Origin of the sequence: Rhizobium oryzicola (assembly GCF_030504645.1) — a bacterium.
Taxonomy (GTDB): Bacteria; Pseudomonadota; Alphaproteobacteria; order Rhizobiales; family Rhizobiaceae; genus Neorhizobium; species Neorhizobium oryzicola.
Map to the genome: position 1 here is coordinate 1 of NZ_JAUKWQ010000011.1, position 21887 is coordinate 21887.

Sequence of the window (21887 nt, forward strand, 5' to 3'; positions counted from 1 at the left end):
GCCGGAAAACCACCGAAGGTCGCCATCACCGCAATCATGCGAAAGCTCATTGTGCTCGCAAACGCACTGTTGAAAAACAACCGGAAATGGACCCCAAAACACGCTTGATCAAAACGGATACTCTAGCTTGCCATTAGCTGTGGTAACCGCTGCATAAGCAGGTTGAGGAACTGCCGAGCGGCTGTCGATAGCGCGTGCGAGCTCGGATAGACGGCATAGATCGTCACCGGGTCCGGAACCCAATCCTCCAGCAGCGGCATCAATCGCTTTGCTTCAAAGTGGTCATAGCATAAGGCTTTTGGCAGGGAGGCAATGCCGAGCCCCTGGCAGGCGGCGCTCAGCAAGGCGCTTGGAAGCGTAGTGGTAAAAACAGGCGCGAAGCGATGTGTATGCACCTGTCTTGTTTTGCGAAGGCGCCATTTCCATTCCGTGCCCCGTTTGCCGAGTCCAATGCAGCGAAAATCCTGCAATTCCTCTGGGCTCTTTGGAACAGAACGTCCTTCTAGTACATCTGGGCGTGCCGCCAGAATGTAGGGAGACGTCATGATCTTGCGCGCTACGAGGCTGCTATCCGGCAAAGCAGCAAAGCTTGGATATATAGCAAAATCGGCCATGCTGTCGCGTGGGTCAAAGATCCCCATTGTCTCTTCCAAGTGCAGACGGACCTCGGGCACGGAGGCTGCAAATTCCACGGCAAGTGCATCAACAATGGCGGTACCGAGGACGGGCGGGCAGACGACGTGCAGCACGCCGGTCGGCTGGGCGCGGGATCGTTCGGCCAAGGCCAGAACCTTGTCCGCCTCATTGGCCAGACGCACGCAGTGTTGATAGCACTCCGCGCCAAAATTCGTCAGCCCGAAGCGACGGCTGCCGCGATGATACAGGGGAAGCCCCAGTCGAGTCTCCAAATCGCCCACCCGTCGAGCCAGCGTGGACTTCGATACGCCAAGGCGTCGTGCCGCGGCCGAAATACCGCCACATTCCACAATCTTTCGAAAGAGATACATGTCGTCGAGGCCATTCATTGTAAACTCGCTTTTGGAACGATAACGTCCCAAATATAGAACGACAGAAGTCAAAAGTCGCGGCTATCATTCCAATCATGGAAACGGAGGGTTATCCCAATGCCGCAGACACATGACATCACTCTCAATACACTCTTTGGAACACTGAGGGGCCTCCGGCGGGACGGCATCGCGTTCTTCCACCGCGTCCCTTTTGCAGAGCCACCTGTGGGGAACCGCCGTTATGCGCTGCCGAGCGAACCCCTGCGATGGGATGGCGTGCGGGACGCTCTGGAGACGGGTCATGTGGCCCCACAACTGCCATCGCGTCTGGATGCGGTGATGGGGACGTACCCGATGCATCTCGATGAAGATTGCCTGCACCTCGACATCTGGTCACCCGTCACGACGGGTGCGCCTGCGCCGGTGCTTGTCTTCCTCCACGGCGGAGCTTTCATGACGGGTGGCGGCTCGCTTGCATGCTATGATGGCTTCCTGCTGGCAAAGAACAGTGGTTGCGTTATCGTCAACGTCACATACCGTCTGGGCCCGCTCGGCTTCCTGTCTCAGCCGGATTTCGCGCCGACCAACCTCGGCATCCACGATCAAATCGCGGCACTTCGTTGGGTGGGTAAGACGATTGCCGCGTTCGGTGGCGATCCAAAGGCTATCACGGTCGCAGGACAATCTGCCGGCGCCTTCAGCATTGCCGCAATGCTGGCCAATCCCGTCTGCAAGGACCTCTTCCAACGTGCTATCTTAATGAGTGCCCCGCTTGGATTGAAACTACGCAAAGCTGAACAGGCACCGCTGGTGGCGCGCGCAATGCTGCAGGCGCTGGGGCTTGATCCGAACGATTTGCAAGCGCTGCGCACGCTGCCCCCCGAAGCGTTCCTCGATGCGTTACGCAAACTGCAGCAGGCCCTGCCACCGTCTACTGTGCCGGGTGATGTCGCGCCCCCCTTCATGCCCGTCATTGATGGTGATCTCATAAAGCGTGATCCGATCGAGGCGATTCTGGAAGGAGAAGGAGCCTGGTGCGACACCATCATCGGCATTACACGCGAAGAATACGGCTCCTTCAGCCTCGGCAATCCGCTGTTTGCCAACTTCACCGATGTACAGCTAGAGGCCGAGTTCGCGCGCGTGTTCGGTGAGGAGGCAGAAGAGCGTCTTGCCCGCGCCCGTGCTCGCCGAGTTCCCGGCAATCCAGGCGCAATTCTGGCCGACCTTCGTGCCGACGAAGCCTTCGTTGAACCAAGTGCTGCCTTCGCCGCGGCACAAGCCCGTAATGGTGCGCGCTCCTACATGTACCAGTTCGACTGGCAGGCGCCGATGGTCGGGCTAGGCGCCTGCCACTGCATCGACCTGCCATTCCTGTTCGGCAACATCGATACCTGGCACAGCGCCGTCTCGGTGGCCGGTGCTGATGCCCAGGAAACGTATGACCTGTCACACATTTTCCAGAGTGCTCTCACCAGCTTTGTGCGCACCGGTTCGCCCGAGGGCGAAGGGCTACCGGCTTGGCCATCCTATGGTGAAAATGGTGTGCGCCTGCATGTCGACAGGAGGGTGCAAGCCTACGCAAGCATCTGATGGCGGAGATGAGTATGAGCGGCCACCTATGGCGTCCAACCCGGGTGGACTTGAGGGTGAAAAGAACGACCCAAGGCGTCAACGTGCCGGCTCGCTCTGGAAGGAAAGCCGGATGCGTTGGCTGTTCATGACGGCTCTCTGGCATTCGAGCAGCAAGCCGTTGTCGATGCCGCCCTTCGAATGAACGACAAGCACCGGCGCATTGGCGGGGCTCTGCAGCAGACTGGCCTCCCGGTCCGTAGGGAGTCCCGCTTCGACCGTGGTTGAAACGCGGCGCAACTGGCCGAGACCTTCGTGGCGGGCAACCAGCGTGAGGGAATTGGCTTCCTTCATCTTTCGCTCGAGATCTTCGATGAGATCCGCGCGGATGTGACGAACCGTCAGAATGAAGGGTACCTCGTCCCCGAGGATGAGGTCGGTGACCCTCAGCAGCGGATGGCCGCTCTCCACCTTCAGGATACCAGCAATTTCCTCGTCGGCTTTTGTGTACTCGCTATCCAGAAGCTGGACGGTGGAGCGCACGCCCTGCCGGTCCAGCACATCGCGAAAGCGCGAGGTCGCATCCACTTCATAGGTCAGTCCCGTCTGCATGACGAAGGAGCCGCGTCCATTCACGCTGCGGATGAGGCCTTCCTGCGACAGTGCGAGATAGGCGCGCCGCACCGTGTTGCGGCTGACGCCATATTCTTCGGACAGATCGAATTCCGGCGGAACCTGTCTGCCAGGCTGCAATTCGCCTACCAGAATGGCCTTCTTTACGGCCTGATAAACCTTGAACCATTGCGGCTCCATCAATCGCTTACCCCTCAAAAACCATAGCTGTACCTACAGCTGTCATTCGCAGTTCACAATGACCTCTTAAGAATTTGCCCATCACGGCGGGCAAGGAAAACTGTGCAGTCCGTCGGACACCTCTGATCATCGTCATTTTAACGTCGACGCTTGAACACGCCGGACGCGAGCCACCTCGCGTCTTCGCGGACCGTTTCCTTGGATTGCTATCCTCAGAAGGTCAAGAAAATGACTGGAATCACTCGTCGCCATCTTCTTTCCGTCTCCGCTGCCTCCACGGCCGCCTTTGCCATGCCACGGTTTGCCTCTGCCCAATCGACGGAGCGTCCGGCCGTGACCGTTGCCGTGCAGCGCATTTCCAATTCCAACACGCTGGAAATGCTGACGGAACAGTCCAATGTCGGAACCCGCATCTACACGAGCTATGCGGAGACGCTGATCGGCAATAACTGGATCGGCGACATGTCGCTGCAGCCGCAGCTTGCCACCTCCTGGAAGCGCGTGGATGACCAGACGGTGGATGTGGACCTGCGCGAGGGCGTTAAGTTCCACAATGGCGATGTGATGACCGCCGAGGACGTGGCCTTTTCCTATGGCCCGGACCGGATGTGGGGCGGCGGCACCGTCGAGGTCCCGGAAAACGTCAAGGTGGTGGCACGGCAGGCGCTTCCGGCCTTCGAGCGCATCGAGGTGCTCGGGCCGCACAAGATCCGCCTGCACAATTCCTCCATCGATCCGGTGCTGGAAGGCCGCCTGTCCGGTTCGATCGGCATGATCGTCAGCAAGCGCGCCTTCATGGAAGCCAAGAGCTGGATGGATTGGGCGCGCCGGCCGATCACCACGGGTCCCTATGCGATCACGGAATACAAGCCGGATTCCGTGCTGACGCTCTCCGCATTCGATGATCACTGGGAAGGCCGTCCGCCGCTTCGCCAGGTCCGTTTCGTGGAGACGCCGGAAACGGCTTCGCGCATCAACCTGCTGCGCTCGGGCGGTGCCGATTTCGCCTGTGACATTCCGCCGGACCAGATTGCGACCGTCGAGGCCGACAAGCGCTTCAAGGTGGTCGGCGGCCCGATCAACAACACCCGTTATACGGTCTTCAACAAGTCGCATCCGGTGCTTGCCAACCCGCTGGTCCGCCAGGCGCTGACCCATTCCGTCGACCGCAACCTGATCGTGGAATCGCTCTGGAGCGGCCGCACCGAAGTGCCGCGCGGCCTGCAATGGTCTTTCTACGGCGATTTCTACATCGCCGACCACGAGAACCCTGCCTATGATCCGGACAAGGCGCGCGCTCTGCTGCGCAAGGCCGGCTATAACGGCGAGCCGATCCCCTACCGCGTGCTGAACGATTATTATACTGCCCAGACGGCGACCGCGCAGATCAATACGGAAAACTGGCGTGCCGTCGGCCTCAACATCAAGCTGCAGATGGTCGAAAACTGGGGCCAGATCAGCGAAGGCGGCCCGGAGACCCGTGGCATTCACGACTGGTCGGCTGCTGCCAGCCTGCCGGACCCGTACGTCCAGATGTCCGGCTCCTGGGGGCCGCTCGGGTCGCCCTGGAAGAGCAACCAGTGGCGCAACGAGGAATTCGGCAAGCTCTCGCAGGAACTCGGCAGCAGCACGGACAAGACGCGCCGCATCGCCGTCTGGCGCCGCATGCTGCAGATCATCGAGATCGAAGATCCGGCCTATGTGGTCCTGCACCGCAACGCCTCCTTCACAGCCAAGCGCGCCGATATCAAATGGACCCCCGCCCAGTCCTTCGTGATGGATTTCCGCCGCCATAACTGGAGCGCGTAAGGTCATGGCCTTCGTCGAGATCGAGAACCTGTCGGTCGCTTTCGGGCGCTCGATGGCGCTTCGCGGCATCAACTTGTCGGTAGAGCGTGGTGAGGCGGTCGGGCTGGTTGGTGAGTCCGGCTGCGGCAAGTCGGTCACCTGGCTTGCAGCCCTCGGGCTTTTGCCGGCATCGGCCACCGTTCGCGGTTCCGTCTGGCTGGACGGCAAGGACATTCTCGGCGCGCCGAAGGCGCGTCTGGAGCCGGTGCGGGGCGGGCGCATTGCGATGATCTTCCAGGATCCGGCAGCAAGCCTAAACCCCGTCCACCGCATCGGGCGACAGATCGGCGAGGCGCTGACGCTCCATCGCGGCATGACCGGCGAGCGGGCGAAGGCCGAGGTGATCCGGCTGATGGATCAGGTCGGCATTCCCGATGCGAGAAACCGCATCAATGCCTATCCGCATGAGCTTTCGGGCGGCCAGAACCAGCGCGTGATGATTGCCATGGCGTTGGCCGGCGAGCCGGAATTGCTGGTGGCCGACGAGCCCACCACGGCATTGGATGTGACTATCCAGGCGCAGATCCTCGATCTGTTGACTACGCTTCGCCGCGACACCGGTATGGCGATGGTGCTGATCTCGCATGATCTTGGCGTTGTGTCGGAAACCTGTTCGCGCATCGCCGTCATGTATGCCGGCCGTATCGTGGAAGAGGCGCCGAGCGGGCAGATCTTCAGCCATCCGGGCCACCCCTATACACGCGGGCTGCTGGGTTCGCTGCCGCCGCTCACCGGCCCTCGGCGGCGGCTTGTCGCCATTCCCGGCAGTGTGCCGGAGGCGGCTCGCATGCCGAGCGGATGCGCTTTCGCGCCTCGCTGCGACCTGTCGACGGAACTTTGCGCACAGGTCGATCCAGCGCCTCTGCCGCTTGCCGACGATCACAGTGCGGCGTGTGTTTTCGCCAAACCCTACCAGAGGAATGTCCATCCTGTTGCGGGTGAGGGGGCATTTGCCCGTGAGCGGGTGCTGCAATGAGTGGCGGTACTGCTGAATTGTTAGAAGCGCGCGATCTTGCCCGCAGCTACATGATGCACCGCGGCTTTCTGGGTCGCACCACCCAGGTGCGCGCTGTCGATGGCGTTTCGCTCAGCCTGTCGCGCGGCGAAACGCTCGGACTGGTCGGGGAATCCGGTTGCGGGAAGTCGACGACCGCGCGGCTGGTGCTCGGCATTGAGCCGCCGGATGAAGGCGCTGTGACCTTCGACGGAACCGCGATGCCGAGAAGCGGCACCTCGAACTGGGCCGCCTTACGCCGTCGCATGCAGATGGTGTATCAGGACCCGCTCCAGGCGCTCGACAAGCGCCTGACCATCGGCGCGCAGGTGGCCGAGCCGCTCGATATTCACCGCATTGGCACGTCCGCCGAACGCAGGGAACGCGTGGCGGCCGTCATGGCCGAGGTGGGCCTGCAGCCGCATCACGCGGCACGCCATCCGCAGTCGCTATCCGGCGGTCAGCGCCAGCGCGCCGTGATTGCCCGCGCCCTGGTGACCAATCCTGATCTTCTGGTCTGCGACGAACCGATCAGCGCGCTCGATGTCTCGATCCAGGCGCTGGTGCTGAACCTTCTGATGGACCTGCAGGAACGGTCCGGCATGGGCATGCTGTTCGTCAGCCACGACCTGCGCGCCGTGCGCCAGATCAGCCATCGCGTCGCTGTCATGTATCTCGGCCGGATCGTGGAGGAGGGTGAACCCGATGCCGTCCTGCAGGATCCCGCCCACCCCTATGCGCAGGCGCTTGTCTCGGCCATCCCGCATCCCGGCAAGACGGCGGCTCGCGTTATCCTGCAGGGGGATCCGCCCAACCCGGCCAACCGCCCGAGCGGTTGCGCATTTCATCCGCGCTGCCCTGTCGCAACCGCCACCTGCCGCACGGAAGTGCCGGTGTTGAAGCCCCGCCGCAGCGATGGCCGCCGCGTTGCCTGCCATGTCGCGCATGGGGAGGCGGCACCCGCCCGCGCCCCGACCATGCTGGAGACCTGCTGACATGCTGCAATACCTTTTGTCCCGGCTGCTGCGCGCCGCCGTCAGTATCGTCATGGTCGTCACCTTCGTCTTCGTCGTGCTGCGCATGTCCGGCGACCCGGCCACCGTGATCATGGGAGCCGATGCGCCGCCGGAAGCAATCGATGCCTTCCGCAAGGCTTGGGGGCTCGATCAGCCGCTTTGGGTTCAGTATTTCGCCTTCTTTGAGGCCGTCTTCAGCGGCGAACTCGGCCGCTCCATGCGCGATGGCCGCGATGTGGTGGCCGTGGTCCTGGAGAGGGTACCCTCTACGCTGGCGCTTACCATTCCGGCCTTCTTCGTCAACATCGCGGTCGGCATTCCGGCAGGCGTCTATGCCGCGCTGCACCGCAATTCCCTGATCGACCGCTGCGTGATGGTCATGGCGGTCACCGGTTTTGCCGTGCCCTCCTTCATTCTTGCCATGCTGCTGGTGCTGATCTTCTCGGTCACGCTCGGCTGGCTGCCATCCGCGGGGCAGGACAGCTGGCGAAACGCCATCCTGCCGATTGCGACCATGGGCTTCGGCGGTGCGGCCTTGCTTGCCCGGTTTACCCGCAGCGCCATGCTGGAAGTGCTGGGTCAGTCCTATATCCGCACCGCCAGTGCCAAGGGCCTGCCCTGGTCGGCGGTGGTCTGGCGCCATGCGCTGCAGAATGCCGCCATCCCCACCATCACCATTATCGGCTTCATGCTGGGCGGCCTCGTGGCCGGTGCCGTGGTGGTCGAGAGCGTGTTTTCCTGGCCGGGCGTGGGGCGTCTGCTGGTGGTTTCTGTCGCCAACCGCGATCTCGCCGTCGTGCAGGCCGTGGTGCTGATGATCGCGATGACCATGGTCGCCGCCAACATGGTTGTCGACGTGCTTTACGGGCTGGTCGATCCGCGCATGCAGGGACAGGCGAGGGCGGCGCGCCGATGACCGATGTCTCCGCTTGTCCGCCGCTCGAACCCTGACGGAGTATTTTGATGGTCGACGCCACCTCGTCTCCCGCCGGTACCGGCGGCTCGCTGATCACGCGGCTCCTGTCGCGGTTTGCCACGGGCAACCGGATGCCGCTGCTGATTGTAATCGCCATCCTCTGGCTCGTTCTGATGCTGGCAATTGCCGTATCCGCGGACCTGATCTCGCCCTATCGCTTCACGCAGATGGATCTGCGCAACCGCTTGAGCCTGCCGGTCTTCATGGGCGGCAGCTGGCGGCATGTGCTGGGCACCGATGAACTGGGGCGCGATGTGCTCTCACGTCTCATCACCTCGATCCGCATGAGCCTGCTGATTGCCTTCGGCGCCACCATCATTGGTGCGGTGATCGGCGTGACGCTGGGTTTTGTCGCCGCGCATTTCCGCGGGATCGTGGAACAGGCGGTTCTGGCCCTGGTGGATTTTTCCGCCGCCATTCCCTTCCTGGTCCTGGCATTGGCCGTTCTTGCCTTCTTCGGTAATTCGCTGGTTCTTTTCGTCTGCCTGCTCGGCTTCCATGCCTGGGAACGCTATGCCCGCATTGCCCGCGGTCTTGCCATCAGCGGCAAGACGCATGGCTATGCCGCCGCCGTGCACCAGTTGGGCGCCTCGCCCTGGCGCCTTTACGGCCGGCATATCCTGCCCAATATCGCCTCCACCCTGATCGTCTCGATGACGCTCGCCTTTCCGGAAATCATCCTTCTGGAAAGCGGCCTCTCCTTCCTCGGGCTCGGCATCCAGCCGCCGGACACCTCGCTCGGCAACATGGTCGGTTTCGGGCGCGAATATCTCTCGTCCGCACCCTGGATCATGCTGGCGCCGGCCTTCGTCATCACCGTTACCGCGCTTTGCGTGTCGCTGCTCGGCGACTGGCTGCGCGACCGGCTAGACCCGACCCTTTCCTGACTTTCCACCCCAAGCAGCATGTTTGCTCGATAACACAAGGACTGACCCATGTCTGATCTGCCCATCCTCGGCGCCGCCATGACGTTGAAGGACGTCGAACTGAACCGCGCCTGGCTTCTGGAAAAGCCACGCGATCTCGAATTGCAGGATTTCGTTCCTGCCGAGGTTCTCTCGGGTGACTGGCAACCGCTGGTGGACCGCGCAAAGCAGCTTCTCGATGGCCATACGGGCCGGCTCGGCATGCACGGCCCCTTCATGGGCTTGAACATTGCCTCCGCCGATCCGGATGTGCGCGCCGTCGTGGCACGTCGCATGGATCAGGCACTCGACGTGGCTCAGGCACTCAACATCACCCAGATCGTCATCCATAGCCCCTATACGACCTGGATGCACAACAATCTCGACAACTGGCCGGACCAGCGCCAGCGGGTGTTAGAGACGACGCACCAGACGCTGGATGCCGCCATCAAGCGCGCCGAGGATCAAGGTTGCGTGTTCGTGCTTGAAAACATCGAGGACAAGGACCCCGCTGAGCGCCGCCGTCTGGTGGAAGACTTCAACTCGCCGGCCTTTGCCCTATCGATCGATACCGGCCATGCCCATTACGCCCATGGCTCCACCGGTGCGGTCCCGGTCGATTATTTCGCGCATGATGCCGGTAACCTGCTGCAACACGTGCATCTGCAGGATGCCGATGGCTTTGCCGACCGTCACTGGCCGCTCGGCCACGGCAATATCAACTGGCGTGCGCTGTTTGCTCGCCTGTCCGTCATCACCTCCAACCCGCGCCTGATCATCGAGATCCGCGACAAGAGCCAGATCAAGGCCTCTGCCGCTCATCTCGTGGAACTTGGCCTGGCGCAGTAAATCATAAAGTAGGAAGGGCGCGGTGACCCTTCGCCCTTCCTCATTCAAGACCTTTCAGCGCAACGCCGCTTTGCCTGTCGAACAGATAGAGGTTTTGTGGTTCGATATGGACATCGATGACGCGCGCCGCGAGCATTTGGCGGCTCATCGTGGCAGCGGCTACACCGCAGTGAAAATCTTCTCTCTGCCTTTTCCCGGCAGGTGAGCCCCGGCGCGTCTCAACCGACGTGAGGCGGGAGCGCACATTGTCAGCGAGCTTGCATCACCCTTCCGCTCACAGTGAGTTCAAGGCCGTATCACTTCCGGCTACGTAAGTGTGCCTTTAAGCAAGCGGTTGTCCACCACGCAGTTCCGCCTCGTTCCGGACCCGACACCTCTGGCCACCCCTCACTACGATCCCATCTAAAGGAAATGTGTGGTCTGCCTTTGGAGCTTAGCAACGTTATGAATGAAGCCGATATTCTGAAGAACGCCTTCGCCATGCCGCTAACCAGTCCGGCGTTTCCCAGGGGGCCGTACCGGTTTGTGAACCGGGAATTCATGATCATCACCTATCGCACCGATCCGGATATTTTGCGCAAGTTGGTGCCGGAACCCCTTGAAATCGACCCGGCAAATCCGCTGGTGAAATACGAGTTCATCCGCATGCCGGACTCGACCGGCTTTGGGGACTACACCGAAAGCGGTCAGGTCATTCCGGTGTCGTTCCAAGGTCGGAAAGGCGCCTACACGCACTGCATGTTCCTCAACGACGATCCGCCGATCGCAGGGGGGCGGGAACTCTGGGGCTTCCCCAAAAAACTCGCCAATCCATGCTTGAAGGTTGAGACCGACTCCATCGTTGGCACACTGGATTATGGTTCCGTGCGCGTTGCCACTGCGACGATGGGCTACAAGCATTCCAAGCTTGAGAATGGCCCCGTGCTCGAGTCCCTCAAGTCACCGAATTTCCTGCTGAAAATCATTCCCCATGTCGATGGTAGCCTTCGCATATGCGAGCTGGTGGAATACCATTTGGAGGATATCGATCTGAAATGGGCCTATGCCGGTCCGTGCAGCCTTAAGCTCGATAGCCACGCGCTCGCTCCGGTGAATGACTTGCCAGTGCTGGAGATTGTGTCTGCCATGCATTTCCGCGCCGATCTGACGCTTGGTCTCGGCAAGGTCGTCCACGATTACCTCGAAAACTAGGAACTGTCATGAAACTCGAAAATAAGGTTGCCATCGTCACGGGCGCTGCTAGCGGTATCGGCAAGGAAATCGCTCTAACTTTTGCCCGCGAAGGCGCGAAGGTCGCCATCGCGGATCTGAATGTCGATGCCGCCAAGACCGCAGCCGAGGAGATCGAGGCGAAGTACGGCAAGGGTAGCGCGATCGGTATCGGCATGGATGTGACGAGCGAAGCGCAGGTCGAGGCAGGCGTCGATAACGTTGTCTCACACTTCGGCAAGCTGGATATCTTGGTTAGCAACGCCGGTATTCAGATCGTTGCGCCCGTCGATGAGTATGATTTCACCAAGTGGAAGCAAATGTTGGCCATTCATCTCGATGGCGCATTTCTGACGACCCGGGCCGCGCTCAAGCATCTGTATCGTCAGGGCACTGGCGGCAGTATCATCTATACGGGTTCCGTTCATTCCAAGGAAGCTTCGCTCCTCAAGGCACCGTATGTCACAGCCAAGCATGGTCTGATTGGCCTGGCAAAAGTAGTGGCGAAAGAAGGGGCTAAGCATAAGGTCCGTTCCAACGTCATCTGCCCTGGTTTCGTGCGCACACCCCTCGTTGATAAGCAAATTCCAGAACAGGCAAAAACATTGGGCCTGACGGAGGACGAGGTCGTCAAGGACATCATGCTCAAGGACACCGTGGATGGCGAATTCACGACCGTTCAGGATGTTGCTGAGGCGACTTTGTTTTTAGCTGCTTTCGAGAGCAACGCACTGACCGGTCAATCCCTGGTCGTAAGTCACGGCTGGTTTATGCAATAAGATTTGAGAGGGTCTCATGAAAACCCGCGGAACATCATTTGCGACGAACCGCCCTCCCTTTGAATGCATCGCATTGGTACTTCAGGGAGGTGGAGCGCTCGGCTCCTATCAAGCGGGTATTTATGAGGCGATGGCGGAGGCCGGCCTGCCGCTCGATTGGGTGGCCGGTATCTCAATCGGCGCAGTTAACGCTGCGCTGATTGCAGGCAATCCACCGGAAAAGCGCGTGGAAAAGCTCCACGCGTTTTGGAACACGATTACCACCAATCCGCTATTGGATTGGGTAACGACGAACGAGCTGTTTGCGCCCAAGGGTGAACTGGCACGCCGCGTTCACAATGCCATTGGCGCGAATTACGCGCTGTTGGCTGGCGCTGCGGATTTCTTTACTCCCAGGTTTCCAGCGCCATTTTTTCATGCGCACGGCAGCCACGAGGCAACCAGCTTTTACGACACCGCCCAGCTCAGGTCGACACTGGAGCGGCTGGTTGATTTCGATCGGATCAATCATGGCGAGACGCGGTTCTCAGTTGGCGCAGTGAATGTGAGAACTGGAAACTTCACCTATTTTGATAACACACGCGAGCTTATAAGGCCTGAGCATGTCATGGCCAGCGGAGCGTTACCGCCCGGATTTGGCGCCGTCGAGATTGACGGGGAACATTATTGGGACGGGGGGCTGATCTCCAATACGCCGCTGCAATGGGTGGTGGATACCGCTGGTATGCGCCAGGACACGCTTGCCTTCCAGGTTGATCTGTGGAGCGCGCGCGGCGATCTTCCGGGAAATATCTTCGAGGTGTCGACACGTCAGAAGGAAATTCAATATTCCAGCCGCACGCGGTCCGAAACCGATCACTTCAAACGCCTGCAGCGGATTCGCGGCGCTCTTGCTCACCTGCTCGAGAACCTGCCCCCAGAATTGCAAAACAGCGAGGATTTTGATCTGCTGAAACAAGTGGCGGATCAGAAGGTCTACAGTGTGGTCCACCTGATCTACCGAACACAGAAGCATGAAGGTCACTCGAAGGATTACGAGTTCTCGCGCCTGACCATGCTTGACCATTGGAAATCCGGTTATCAGGACGCGAAACGTACTCTGGAGAATCCTGCCATCTACGCGCGACCTCAAAACCGTGAAGGCGTTCTGGCTTTCGACTTGCTGAAAGAGGACGATTAACGCATCGCCCGCTGGCAAAACGCTCAGCGGACGATCGCATATCTGGATGCGAATTGCTTTTCCGCGGGACGTCCGGAAGCAAAGCGGCGCTTTGAGTCGCCTCGCTCCCGGAAGGGCAGACTTATATGTCAGAAGAACCCCAGCTTGTTGAGGCTGTAGGAGACCAGCAGGTTCTTCGTCTGCTGATAATGGTCCAGCATCATCTTGTGCGTTTCGCGACCAATGCCGGATTGCTTGTAGCCACCGAAAGCTGCTCCTGCGGGATAGGCATGGTAGCAATTGGTCCAGACGCGGCCAGCCTCGATGCCGCGACCTGCGCGGTATGCGGTGTTGGTGTCACGGCTCCACACGCCGGCGCCAAGTCCATAGACGGTGTCATTGGCAATCTCGATGGCCTCTTCGACTGTCTTGAAGGTGGTCACGGACACGACGGGGCCAAAGATCTCCTCCTGGAATACGCGCATCTTGTTGTGGCCTTCGAACACGGTCGGCTGAATGTAGAAGCCGTCTTTCAGATTGCCGGAGAGCGACTTGCGATCGCCGCCGGTCAGCACTTTCGCGCCTTCCTTCTTGCCGATTTCCAGATAGCTCAGGATCTTGTCGAACTGCTCCTTCGACGCCTGGGCGCCGATCATCGTCGCGGCATTGAGCGGATCGTCCTGGCTGATTGCCTCCACGCGCTTGATCGCCTTTTCCATGAAGCGGTCGTAGATGGATTCGTGCACCAGTGCACGCGACGGGCATGTGCAGACTTCGCCCTGATTGAGCGCGAACATGGCAAAGCCTTCGAGCGCCTTGTCGAGGAAGGCGTCATCTTCGTTCATCACGTCGGCGAAGAAGATGTTGGGCGACTTGCCGCCGAGTTCCAGAGTGATGTTGGTGACGTTGTCAGCGGCGTAGCGCATGATCTCCTTACCGACCGACGTCGAGCCGGTAAAGGCGATCTTGGCGATCCGTTTGCTTTGCGCCAGCGGCTTGCCGGCTTCCGTGCCAAGCCCGTTGACGATGTTGAGGACGCCAGGCGGCAAGAGATCCTCGATCAGTTCCATGACGAGCAGAATGGAGGCCGGGGTCTGCTCCGCGGGCTTCAGCACTACGCAGTTTCCGGCTGCCAGCGCCGGCGCCAGCTTCCAGGCGGCCATCAGGATCGGAAAATTCCATGGAATGATCTGGCCGACAACGCCGAGTGGCTCGTGGAAATGATAGGCCACGGTGTCATTGTCGATCTGGCCGATGGACCCTTCTTGAGCGCGCACGCAGCCGGCAAAATAACGGAAATGGTCGATGGTGAGCGGGATATCAGCATTCGTGGTTTCCCGCAGCGGCTTGCCGTTGTCCCAGGTTTCCGCACGCGCGATGAGGTCCAGATTGTCCTCGATGCGCTGGGCGATCTTCAGAAGAATGTTGGAGCGCTCGGTTACGCTGGTCTTGCCCCAGGCGGCGCGGGCCTTGTGCGCCGCGTCCAGAGCGAATTCAATATCGCTGGCATCGGAGCGCGGCACTTCGCAAAGCTTCTGTCCGGTGACGGGCGACAGGTTGTCCATATAGCGGCCGGACTTCGGCTCCACCCATTGGCCGCCAATGTAGTTTCCATATTTCAGCTTGAACGGTGCTTCACCCGCCTTGTGCTGGACCTGAATGTTCATGCGTTCATCCTCCCTGATGAAAGGCGATCGGTGATGATCGCGTGAGAGGAAGGTGATCGCGAAACAGCAGTATGGATAGCCACTGCCAGCCATTCCGCACCGCACACTGTCTCACATCTGCGACAGCGCAATCGGCGAAATGATCGGTTCAACTTACGGCCAGCTTCTTCATCTTGCGGTGAAGTGTTGCCCGGCTGATCCCCAGCAGGGCAGCTGCCTGGGTGATGTTGCCATTGGTCCGCGAAAGGACGCGGCGAAGGGCTGCCCGTTCCGCCTCGGCAAGTTCTGCACCCCTGTCGTGACGGTCTTCGCGAAGTGCGTCCGACGCCGGGATGCCAGCCGCCAGTTGCGCGTCATCCAGCCGCAAGGCAAGCCTTGCCGCGCGCGTCGCGCCCAGAATGATGTCGTCCTGATCCACTGCCAAAAGAGATAGGGCCGACGACTTTCCAGGTGGCAGCATGAGGATGCGCGCACCCGGAAAGGCCCGACGGAACAGATTGCCCTCGATGCGTTGCGCCGCATCGCGCACGGCCTGCGTCAGCATGGAAAAGGTCAACTCGTTCACGTCATCCCGGCAGGTGGAAATGTCGAGGGCGCCAATCACATGGCCCTTGTGGTCGCGGATGGGCGCTGTCGTGCAGCACAGACTGATATTGGACGTGAAAAAATGCTGGTCGCGATATACAGTGGCGGAGCGCTCCTCGGCAAGTGCTGTTCCGATGCCGTTGGTGCCGACGCTCGCCTCGCTCCAAACCGCCCCGGACCATAGGCCGAGCTTACGGAAATCCTGGTCGTCGGCCGATGCACCTCGTCGCTCCAGCGCCACGCCATCGGCATTCGTGAGAAGCAGGCAGCATCCGGCCTTGCCGACTGTGGTAAAGATCCGGTCGAGTTCGTCAGTGCTTTCGGCAATCAAACCCGCGGAAATTTCGCGCGCACGGCGAAACTCGGGATCGGCCAGGATCATCGGCTTGCTGCCTTTTTCCGGCGCCAGATGATGCATGGTCATGCAGCGACGCCACGATGCAATGATCGGCGAGTTCGCCGCAGCCGAAGGCTGGCTGGCGCTGTGGTACACGTGATCCGCATGGCCCGTGCTGCTGGACATCGGCTCCTCCCCGATTTTTCCGGATGGTGCGCCGGAAGCCTGCTTCTTTCAATGAAAAAAGTGATGCTTGTGTTTATCCCTTCGTTGCAAGGATCAAACGCGCTGAAAGGCGCAGCGCTTGAGGCGAGCAAAGTCCGCTCACGTCAGGCAAATGAACTGGCGGTTGATTGGGGTGAAGCTCCGCGCTAGCCTTCTTATTCCCAAGCAATGGCTTCAGCAGGAGGTCAGTTGCCGGGATGACGCTTTTCACTCAGAGCGATCTTTGCGACTTTGCGATCAGATTCTCGGGAAGCTTTATGGTTCGCTTTCCAGGCTGATAGGCAGTGTAAAGGTGAAGACGGTTCCAACATCAAGGGCTGTCACCTTCAGGATACCGTCATGCGCTTCGATAATGGACTTGCAGATTGCCAGTCCCATGCCCATGCCGGCCGCCTTTGTCGTATACATGGGCTCGAAGATCTGACTGGCGATCTCCGGGGAAATACCGCTGCCGAAATCGCGGATGTCCACCGTGACGTCTCCGTCTTTGGTACATGATACGATTTCCATGCGCCGCTCAGCGGATGGAAGGGTGTCCATTGCTTCCATTCCGTTTTGCAAGAGATTCAGGACAACTTGCTTGAGCTGGGTGGCATCCCCAAGGACTGCTCCCTCGCCTGCGGCAAGCGTCACGGTTACGTCGACACCGTGGCGCTCAATTTCTGATCTCGCAATGTGTAGAACCTCCTTGATAACCTCATCAACCTTGATGTTCTGCCGGATGCCGGGAACCTGCTTCGATAGCGCGCGTAATGCCCGAATAATTTCATGGGCCCTTGCTACGCTTGCCTGTATCTCCGTCAGAACCATGACGGTTTCCTCGATCTCCGGTTCCGCCCGTTTCAGCCATCGCAGACCTGCTCCTGCATTGGATGCGATAGCTGCCAGCGGTTGTCCGATCTCGTGGGTGATGGAGGCGGCGATGCTTCCGAGCAGCGTCAGACGTGACGTCTTCTCGAGTTCCGCTCGCGCTCCGGCCAGCGCGCGCTCGCTTTTTGCACGAAGCTCGTTTTCCGCCAGCAGGCTCGTGTAAAGCCGGGCATTTTCGAGGGAAATTGCCGCCTGGGATGCAATGACGGTGACAAGAGCAATGGTATCGGGGGCGAACACGCCCTCGAGGTAATCATTCTGAAGGCAAAGCAAACCAGTGAGTTCACCGCGACGAAGTAGGGGAACGCAAAGAAGCGAGCGACCTGTAAGGACCGCGTCCCGCTCCGATGTCCATGTTCCGAAGTCGGTGCCGGACAGCAGGAAGGGTGCACGCACTTGCAGTGCCCTGTCGATGACCGAATAGGGCAGCCCCTGATCAGGCTGTGGAAGATTTGAACTGCTGACGCGGACATTGCCTCCGTCTGTCCAGGCCGAGGCTTCAATGTCTAGCCTGCCTTCGGAAATCTTCAGGAGAAGACCCCGATTGGCGCCAGTGTGGACCAGCATCCTCTTCATCAGAGTTTCTATCAAGCGGTCGAGCATGATCTCGTCTGAGAGGGCGAGAGAGATGCCGAGAACGGTCTCGGCCTCGGCGGAATGGGTTCTCAAATTAGGCTTGGTCGCGGGCGGTTCCAACACGTCGGGAAGCAGGTTAGCGGTGAGAATATCCGCCTTCCAGCCGGCGCCCCATCGCGCATATGTCGCAGCAGCGACCCGCATATAGGCATTGCCGGCCACGGCATTTCCCATGTTCAGGCAGCAGAGAGCCGCGCGCTCCATAGCCAGCGCGACTTCCTGCTGAAAGTGCGATGCCCGGGCGGCCTGCGCGGCCTCCTCATACAGGACAAGCGCATGCGCAGGGTTCATCTCAATGCGGGCAATCTCGGCTTCCAGGAGCAGTAGCTTATGGCCGAAGGTTTCTGGATTGAGCTTGGCCCATGAAGCAAATCTATCTTTAATTTCGGATAGCCGCTGACGATCCGGACCGGCGCCGGATACGCCATTGTAGGACGCCGCAATCGCCATTCCCAAAAAGAACTTGCAGTAGGCGGTATCGATATGGGTGATAAGAAGTGGACCCAACTCATCCGCATAGGCCAACTTTGCAATGGCCTCTTCATAGGTTCCGACGAAATAGAGGGACATGCCCGCGTAGAAATTCACCCAGAACAACGTGGTCGGCGCGACAATCGGAGCACGAGGGCCGGTATCCAGCGCCTGGATCCGGGAGGCCTCTCCGCCGTCGGCAAGCTGGTGTACGAAAGAAAGTTGTGCCGTGAGGATATACTCGATGTCGCTATACCCAAAGCGACGGCACACGGCCACCGATTCCTCCGCCTCTCTCGCGACATGTGTGAGATCCTCGCCCATGAAGATCAAGTCAGAGATCAGATGGTTGCGCGCATAGCACATCCAGGCGACATCGCCTGCGGCATGGCCGGCGGTGATCGCTTCCCGAACGCGCTCCAGAGCAAATGGCATCGGGCGCGTCCAAGGACCAATCTGGTCCACGGCAAGAAGGACAGATGTCCTGTACTCCTCGAAGCCATATCGATCGACCAGTGCCCGTGCGGCAAGGCAGAACTCCAGCCCGTCGTGATAGGCGTCGTATTTCTCTCCAATCATGGCTCCGAACCAAGAAAGGCCGTGGCTCGATTCCGGACAGGCCCCGTATCGGATAGTCAGTTCCACCATCTTTGCCAGATGGGTGAACCTCAGCCCGTCGGTGGTAAACACCGACGAGATCAGCGGTGCCAGCAAGGACATGGCCGCGCGGACACGGGGATCCTCCATGGCCGGCGAGTCTGCCAAAGCCGCAACGGGCTGATCGCCCAGCAGTTCAAGGATCCCGCCATAGATCTGGTCTTGTTCCTCGCGGCACGGCCAGCGCTTCAGATGGACGCCAAGTTCGGTCAATCCCGATAGTACCGCATCAATGGCACCCTCGTAGTCCGACTGAAGGGTCAGCAGGTTGGCGCGAAGCCGAAACACGGCATTTCGATCCAGATCGGAGGCCGCACGGGGCAACAGTTGATGTAACTGTGTATCTGCCTTGTCGAGTATTGCGGCTGCCAACAGCGCATCACAGAGGAGTATGTGAGCGCGAAAGGATAGGGCATATTCCTCCTTCCACATCTCCTCGTCGATCAGTCGAAGTGCGGCCTCGGCGTAACGGGTTGCCTGAACAGCTGCAGCGGAGCGTCTTGCATGCGTCACAGCGGCAAGAAGAGCCTCCACGAACAGCTTACGCTCGTCGCGAGAAAGGCATTCCGCGTGTGATAGCTCGATCTGACTTGCGATGGCGAACGCGGCTGGTCCGCTTTGTGTGCCCCATAAGGATAGGAGGACATGAGCAAGGCTATGGTGAACACGCTGGCGCTTCGATACGTCCAAAAGTGCATAAGCTGCCTCCTGGATGCGGTCGTGGGCAAATTTCAATGACGTCGGAGAAAGAATTATGAATCCCGAACGAACCAGAGGCATGGCTTGGTCAAGCAACTGATCGTCGGACATGTTCAACGCGTGTGCAAGCACTGCCTTGTCCGTTTGCGGGCCGATGCATGCCATCGTTATCAGAATGTTCAAAGCCTCAGGCCCGGCCTGCATCAGGCGTTGTGTGACGAAGGAAAGAATGTTTTCGCTGACAGGATAGCGCGATACATCCTCCTTGCGACAGGACCATGAGCGTTCGACGGGTGAAAAGGCAATCACACCATCCTGCACAAGCGCCTGTAGCAATCTGCGTACATAGAAGGGGTTGCCGCCCGTCTTCTCCTGTAGTGTGTCCGCAAGACCGAGCAGATCCCTCGACGCCTCCGGGAAAATCGCCAGCAACATTTCGCCGATCGCATCCAAAGAGAGCGGAGCTAGAACGATCTCGGTCACATCAACCATTGTCGCGCGGGCGCTAACGGCAAGGGAAGCCAGTGCTTTTGGCGTTGAGTTTTCGTCACTTCGGCTTGCCACTACAAGAAGCAGCCCCGCAATTGGCTCTTGGACGAGAAAGGATAGAAGCGACAAGGTTGCCTCATCGGCCCATTGCAGATCGTCGATAAACAGAACGACCGGCGAGAGAGCATCGGCAACCGTAGAAAGAACCGAACGAAGAGCTCTTTGCAGGAGAAGCTGCATTAATGGAGCAGGAATTTCGCCGGCCGGTGTCTTTGTCCCTGTTAGCACCTCCATTGCCGGAACGAGATCGAGAAGCAGGCGTGCATTGCCTTCCAACTTCCCTGCAAGAAGCTGCCGGAGTTCGCTTAGAGCCAGGCGATCGAAGCGCATCACGTGATCGATCAGCGCGCGCATGGCCTGCACGATGGGCGCATAAGGGGAGTCCGACTGCTGTAAATCACCTTTGCCTTGTATGAAGAATATGTGCTCGGGGAGCCCGCTCGTGAGGTTCTGGATCAGGGCAGACTTGCCCACGCCTGGCTGCCCGTGAACACCGATCAATCCAGGTTTTCTGTCTCGCAGGAATACCTGGACTGCCTCGCCCAAAAGATGCTGTTCATTCGCCCTGCCGGAAAGTGCTGGGATCGAAAGTTGGGCAAACGGGGCATCAATGACGCCGATTTCGAAATCACTGATTGCACGGTTTTGCCGCCACTCTTGCAGGCACCGAAGTAGATCCATTTCGAGGGCGATCGCCGACTGATATCGGACTGTGGGTTCTTTTGCCAACAGACGATCAAGAATTGCTGCGATGACAGCAGGCAAACCATCATAGACAACCGAGGCATTTTGTGGAGCTAACGCAAAATGTGCATGCCGCCATTCCAGAGTTGAACTGGCGCTCAAGGGTAAACTGCCCGTCAACAGTTTGAAGAGGACCATTCCGAGCGCATAGAGATCGCTTCTCGCATCAGACTGCGGGCTAATCGGCCGCAATTGTTCTGGAGCGCGATAGACGATGTCATCGCCAAGATCGACGTGCAGGCTCGATGACGGAGACAGCGCCCCTGATTGATCAATCGTGCCAAAATTCCGAAGACGTGCCTCCCTATTCTTGTCAATCGCAATATTGCTAGGGTGCAGGCTCGCCAGCGTACCGCAATCTGCGTGGGCTGCCACAACTGCCTTGGTCATCGAGATGGCCAGAGGCAGAAATTCATCGAGCGGCCGAGGCTCAGTCCGCAACAGGTTTGTGAGGATGCTGGACGTCTCGAAAATGGCAACAAGGCGGTCTGTCTCCAGCAAGACCGCCTTGGGCCTATCGTGCCACCACTCGCAGCCATTTCTCCAAGTGGGAACCTCGCAACCGACCGAAGCTTCGGTGCCCGACGGCAGTACAAAGGCTTCCCATGTTCCAGATGGGTCATACAGTCTATAGAGTTGCCGCCCACCCGATTGCCAAACAAGCTCCCGCTGGGAAGCGACAAGCCAAGCGTCATCAAAAATCACATGGCTCTCCGTCAAGCGCTATCTCATCTCGAGCAGGCCTCATTGGGCTTGTCTTGTTGGTATACGCTGCACCTGAGCTGTCTAGAATAATAGGCGTCCAATTTGAATGAGATGGTCGTGTGTGCTGCAATATTTGGTCGATTGAGAGTGGTTTATATAAACACACCGCGAATGCGTGATGTTGAGTTCTGTCGCCGCGTTGACCGATGACCCGTCGCGAGTTCATGGTACCCCGATGCGGTCGGCGTAAGAGGGTTCCTCAATCGACTATGTCGCTCGCCGGTATAACCCTGCGGTCGCTCAAACAATACCTGCGTATAGCTTTCATCGGCTCAAGAACGTCGTAAACTCTGCTCGATTCAGACACTTCGCTTTTGTCGAAAATATCCCGACATAACGTTTCTATCGTCATGGAGCAGAAATGAACTCCATTTCACTTCTCAAAGAAGTGCAGCCACCGCAGCATATCGGGTGGCTGACAGGCTTCTCCACGCATGTCATGGCGTCAGCTCTTCCGAAGGATTCATCCAGCTTGATGATACCGTGTGTCACTGAAGACGGATCGTCATATCGCTATCGATCCCGAACGCTATTGTCTGTGGCAGCGCCGACTTT

General features: G+C 59.2%; 15 protein-coding genes and 1 pseudogene. 11 read left to right on the top strand and 5 right to left on the bottom strand.

What is annotated here, in order from left to right; all coding sequences use genetic code 11:
* Positions 1-108 (top strand): annotated as a pseudogene (locus Q2T52_RS22335) (IS110 family transposase); the annotation flags it as partial.
* A gap of 14 nt (positions 109-122) precedes the next feature.
* On the opposite strand, the gene Q2T52_RS22340 reads toward Q2T52_RS22335, so the two are convergent.
* A complete protein-coding gene (locus Q2T52_RS22340) occupies positions 123-1025 on the bottom strand; it encodes a LysR family transcriptional regulator (protein ID WP_302079103.1) in 903 nt (300 codons plus the stop codon).
* 99 nt (positions 1026-1124) lie between these two features.
* Here Q2T52_RS22340 and Q2T52_RS22345 point away from each other — a divergent pair, with 99 nt between their 5' ends.
* Positions 1125-2600 (top strand): carboxylesterase/lipase family protein, encoded by a 1476-nt coding sequence (locus Q2T52_RS22345; RefSeq protein ID WP_302079104.1) that lies wholly within the window; start codon positions 1125-1127, stop codon positions 2598-2600.
* A 78-nt stretch (positions 2601-2678) separates the two neighbouring features.
* On the opposite strand, the gene Q2T52_RS22350 is transcribed toward Q2T52_RS22345, so the two are convergent.
* Entirely contained in the window at positions 2679-3392 is a 714-nt protein-coding gene (locus tag Q2T52_RS22350; protein WP_302079248.1) for a GntR family transcriptional regulator, read from the bottom strand.
* A gap of 228 nt (positions 3393-3620) precedes the next feature.
* Between Q2T52_RS22350 and Q2T52_RS22355 the strand changes: the two genes are divergently transcribed.
* From Q2T52_RS22355 to Q2T52_RS22395, 9 genes are all read left to right on the top strand, one after another.
* A complete protein-coding gene (locus tag Q2T52_RS22355) occupies positions 3621-5201 on the top strand; it encodes an ABC transporter substrate-binding protein (RefSeq protein WP_302079105.1) in 1581 nt (526 codons plus the stop codon).
* Positions 5202-5205: 4 nt separating this feature from the next.
* Positions 5206-6216 carry an ABC transporter ATP-binding protein gene (locus Q2T52_RS22360; RefSeq protein ID WP_302079106.1) on the top strand — a complete coding sequence of 337 codons (1011 nt, stop codon included), beginning with the start codon at positions 5206-5208 and terminating at the stop codon, positions 6214-6216.
* Entirely contained in the window at positions 6213-7229 is a 1017-nt protein-coding gene (locus tag Q2T52_RS22365) for an ABC transporter ATP-binding protein (RefSeq protein ID WP_302079107.1), read from the top strand. The genes Q2T52_RS22360 and Q2T52_RS22365 overlap by 4 nt, the downstream gene beginning before the upstream one ends.
* 1 nt (position 7230) lies before the next feature.
* Positions 7231-8166, top strand: coding sequence for an ABC transporter permease (locus tag Q2T52_RS22370; protein ID WP_302079108.1), 936 nt, complete (start codon positions 7231-7233; stop codon positions 8164-8166).
* 131 nt (positions 8167-8297) lie between these two features.
* Entirely contained in the window at positions 8298-9113 is an 816-nt protein-coding gene (locus tag Q2T52_RS22375) for an ABC transporter permease (RefSeq protein ID WP_302079249.1), read from the top strand.
* Positions 9114-9161: 48 nt separating this feature from the next.
* A complete protein-coding gene (locus Q2T52_RS22380; protein ID WP_302079109.1) occupies positions 9162-9980 on the top strand; it encodes a sugar phosphate isomerase/epimerase family protein in 819 nt (272 codons plus the stop codon).
* A 444-nt stretch (positions 9981-10424) separates the two neighbouring features.
* Entirely contained in the window at positions 10425-11171 is a 747-nt protein-coding gene (locus Q2T52_RS22385) for an acetoacetate decarboxylase (RefSeq protein ID WP_302079110.1), read from the top strand.
* Positions 11172-11179: 8 nt separating this feature from the next.
* Complete coding sequence (locus tag Q2T52_RS22390) at positions 11180-11968, top strand: 3-hydroxybutyrate dehydrogenase (protein ID WP_302079111.1); 789 nt, start codon at positions 11180-11182, stop codon at positions 11966-11968.
* A gap of 16 nt (positions 11969-11984) precedes the next feature.
* Complete coding sequence (locus Q2T52_RS22395) at positions 11985-13148, top strand: patatin-like phospholipase family protein (protein WP_302079112.1); 1164 nt, start codon at positions 11985-11987, stop codon at positions 13146-13148.
* 128 nt (positions 13149-13276) lie between these two features.
* Here Q2T52_RS22395 and exaC read toward each other — a convergent pair whose 3' ends face one another.
* From exaC to Q2T52_RS22410, 3 genes are all read right to left on the bottom strand, one after another.
* A complete protein-coding gene (gene exaC / locus Q2T52_RS22400) occupies positions 13277-14794 on the bottom strand; it encodes an acetaldehyde dehydrogenase ExaC (protein ID WP_302079113.1) in 1518 nt (505 codons plus the stop codon).
* 148 nt (positions 14795-14942) lie between these two features.
* Positions 14943-15902, bottom strand: a complete 960-nt coding sequence (locus tag Q2T52_RS22405; protein ID WP_302079114.1) for a helix-turn-helix domain-containing protein — start codon at positions 15900-15902, stop codon at positions 14943-14945.
* A gap of 294 nt (positions 15903-16196) precedes the next feature.
* Positions 16197-21287 (bottom strand): trifunctional serine/threonine-protein kinase/ATP-binding protein/sensor histidine kinase, encoded by a 5091-nt coding sequence (locus Q2T52_RS22410; RefSeq protein ID WP_302079115.1) that lies wholly within the window; start codon positions 21285-21287, stop codon positions 16197-16199.
* Positions 21288-21887: the final 600 nt, after the last annotated feature.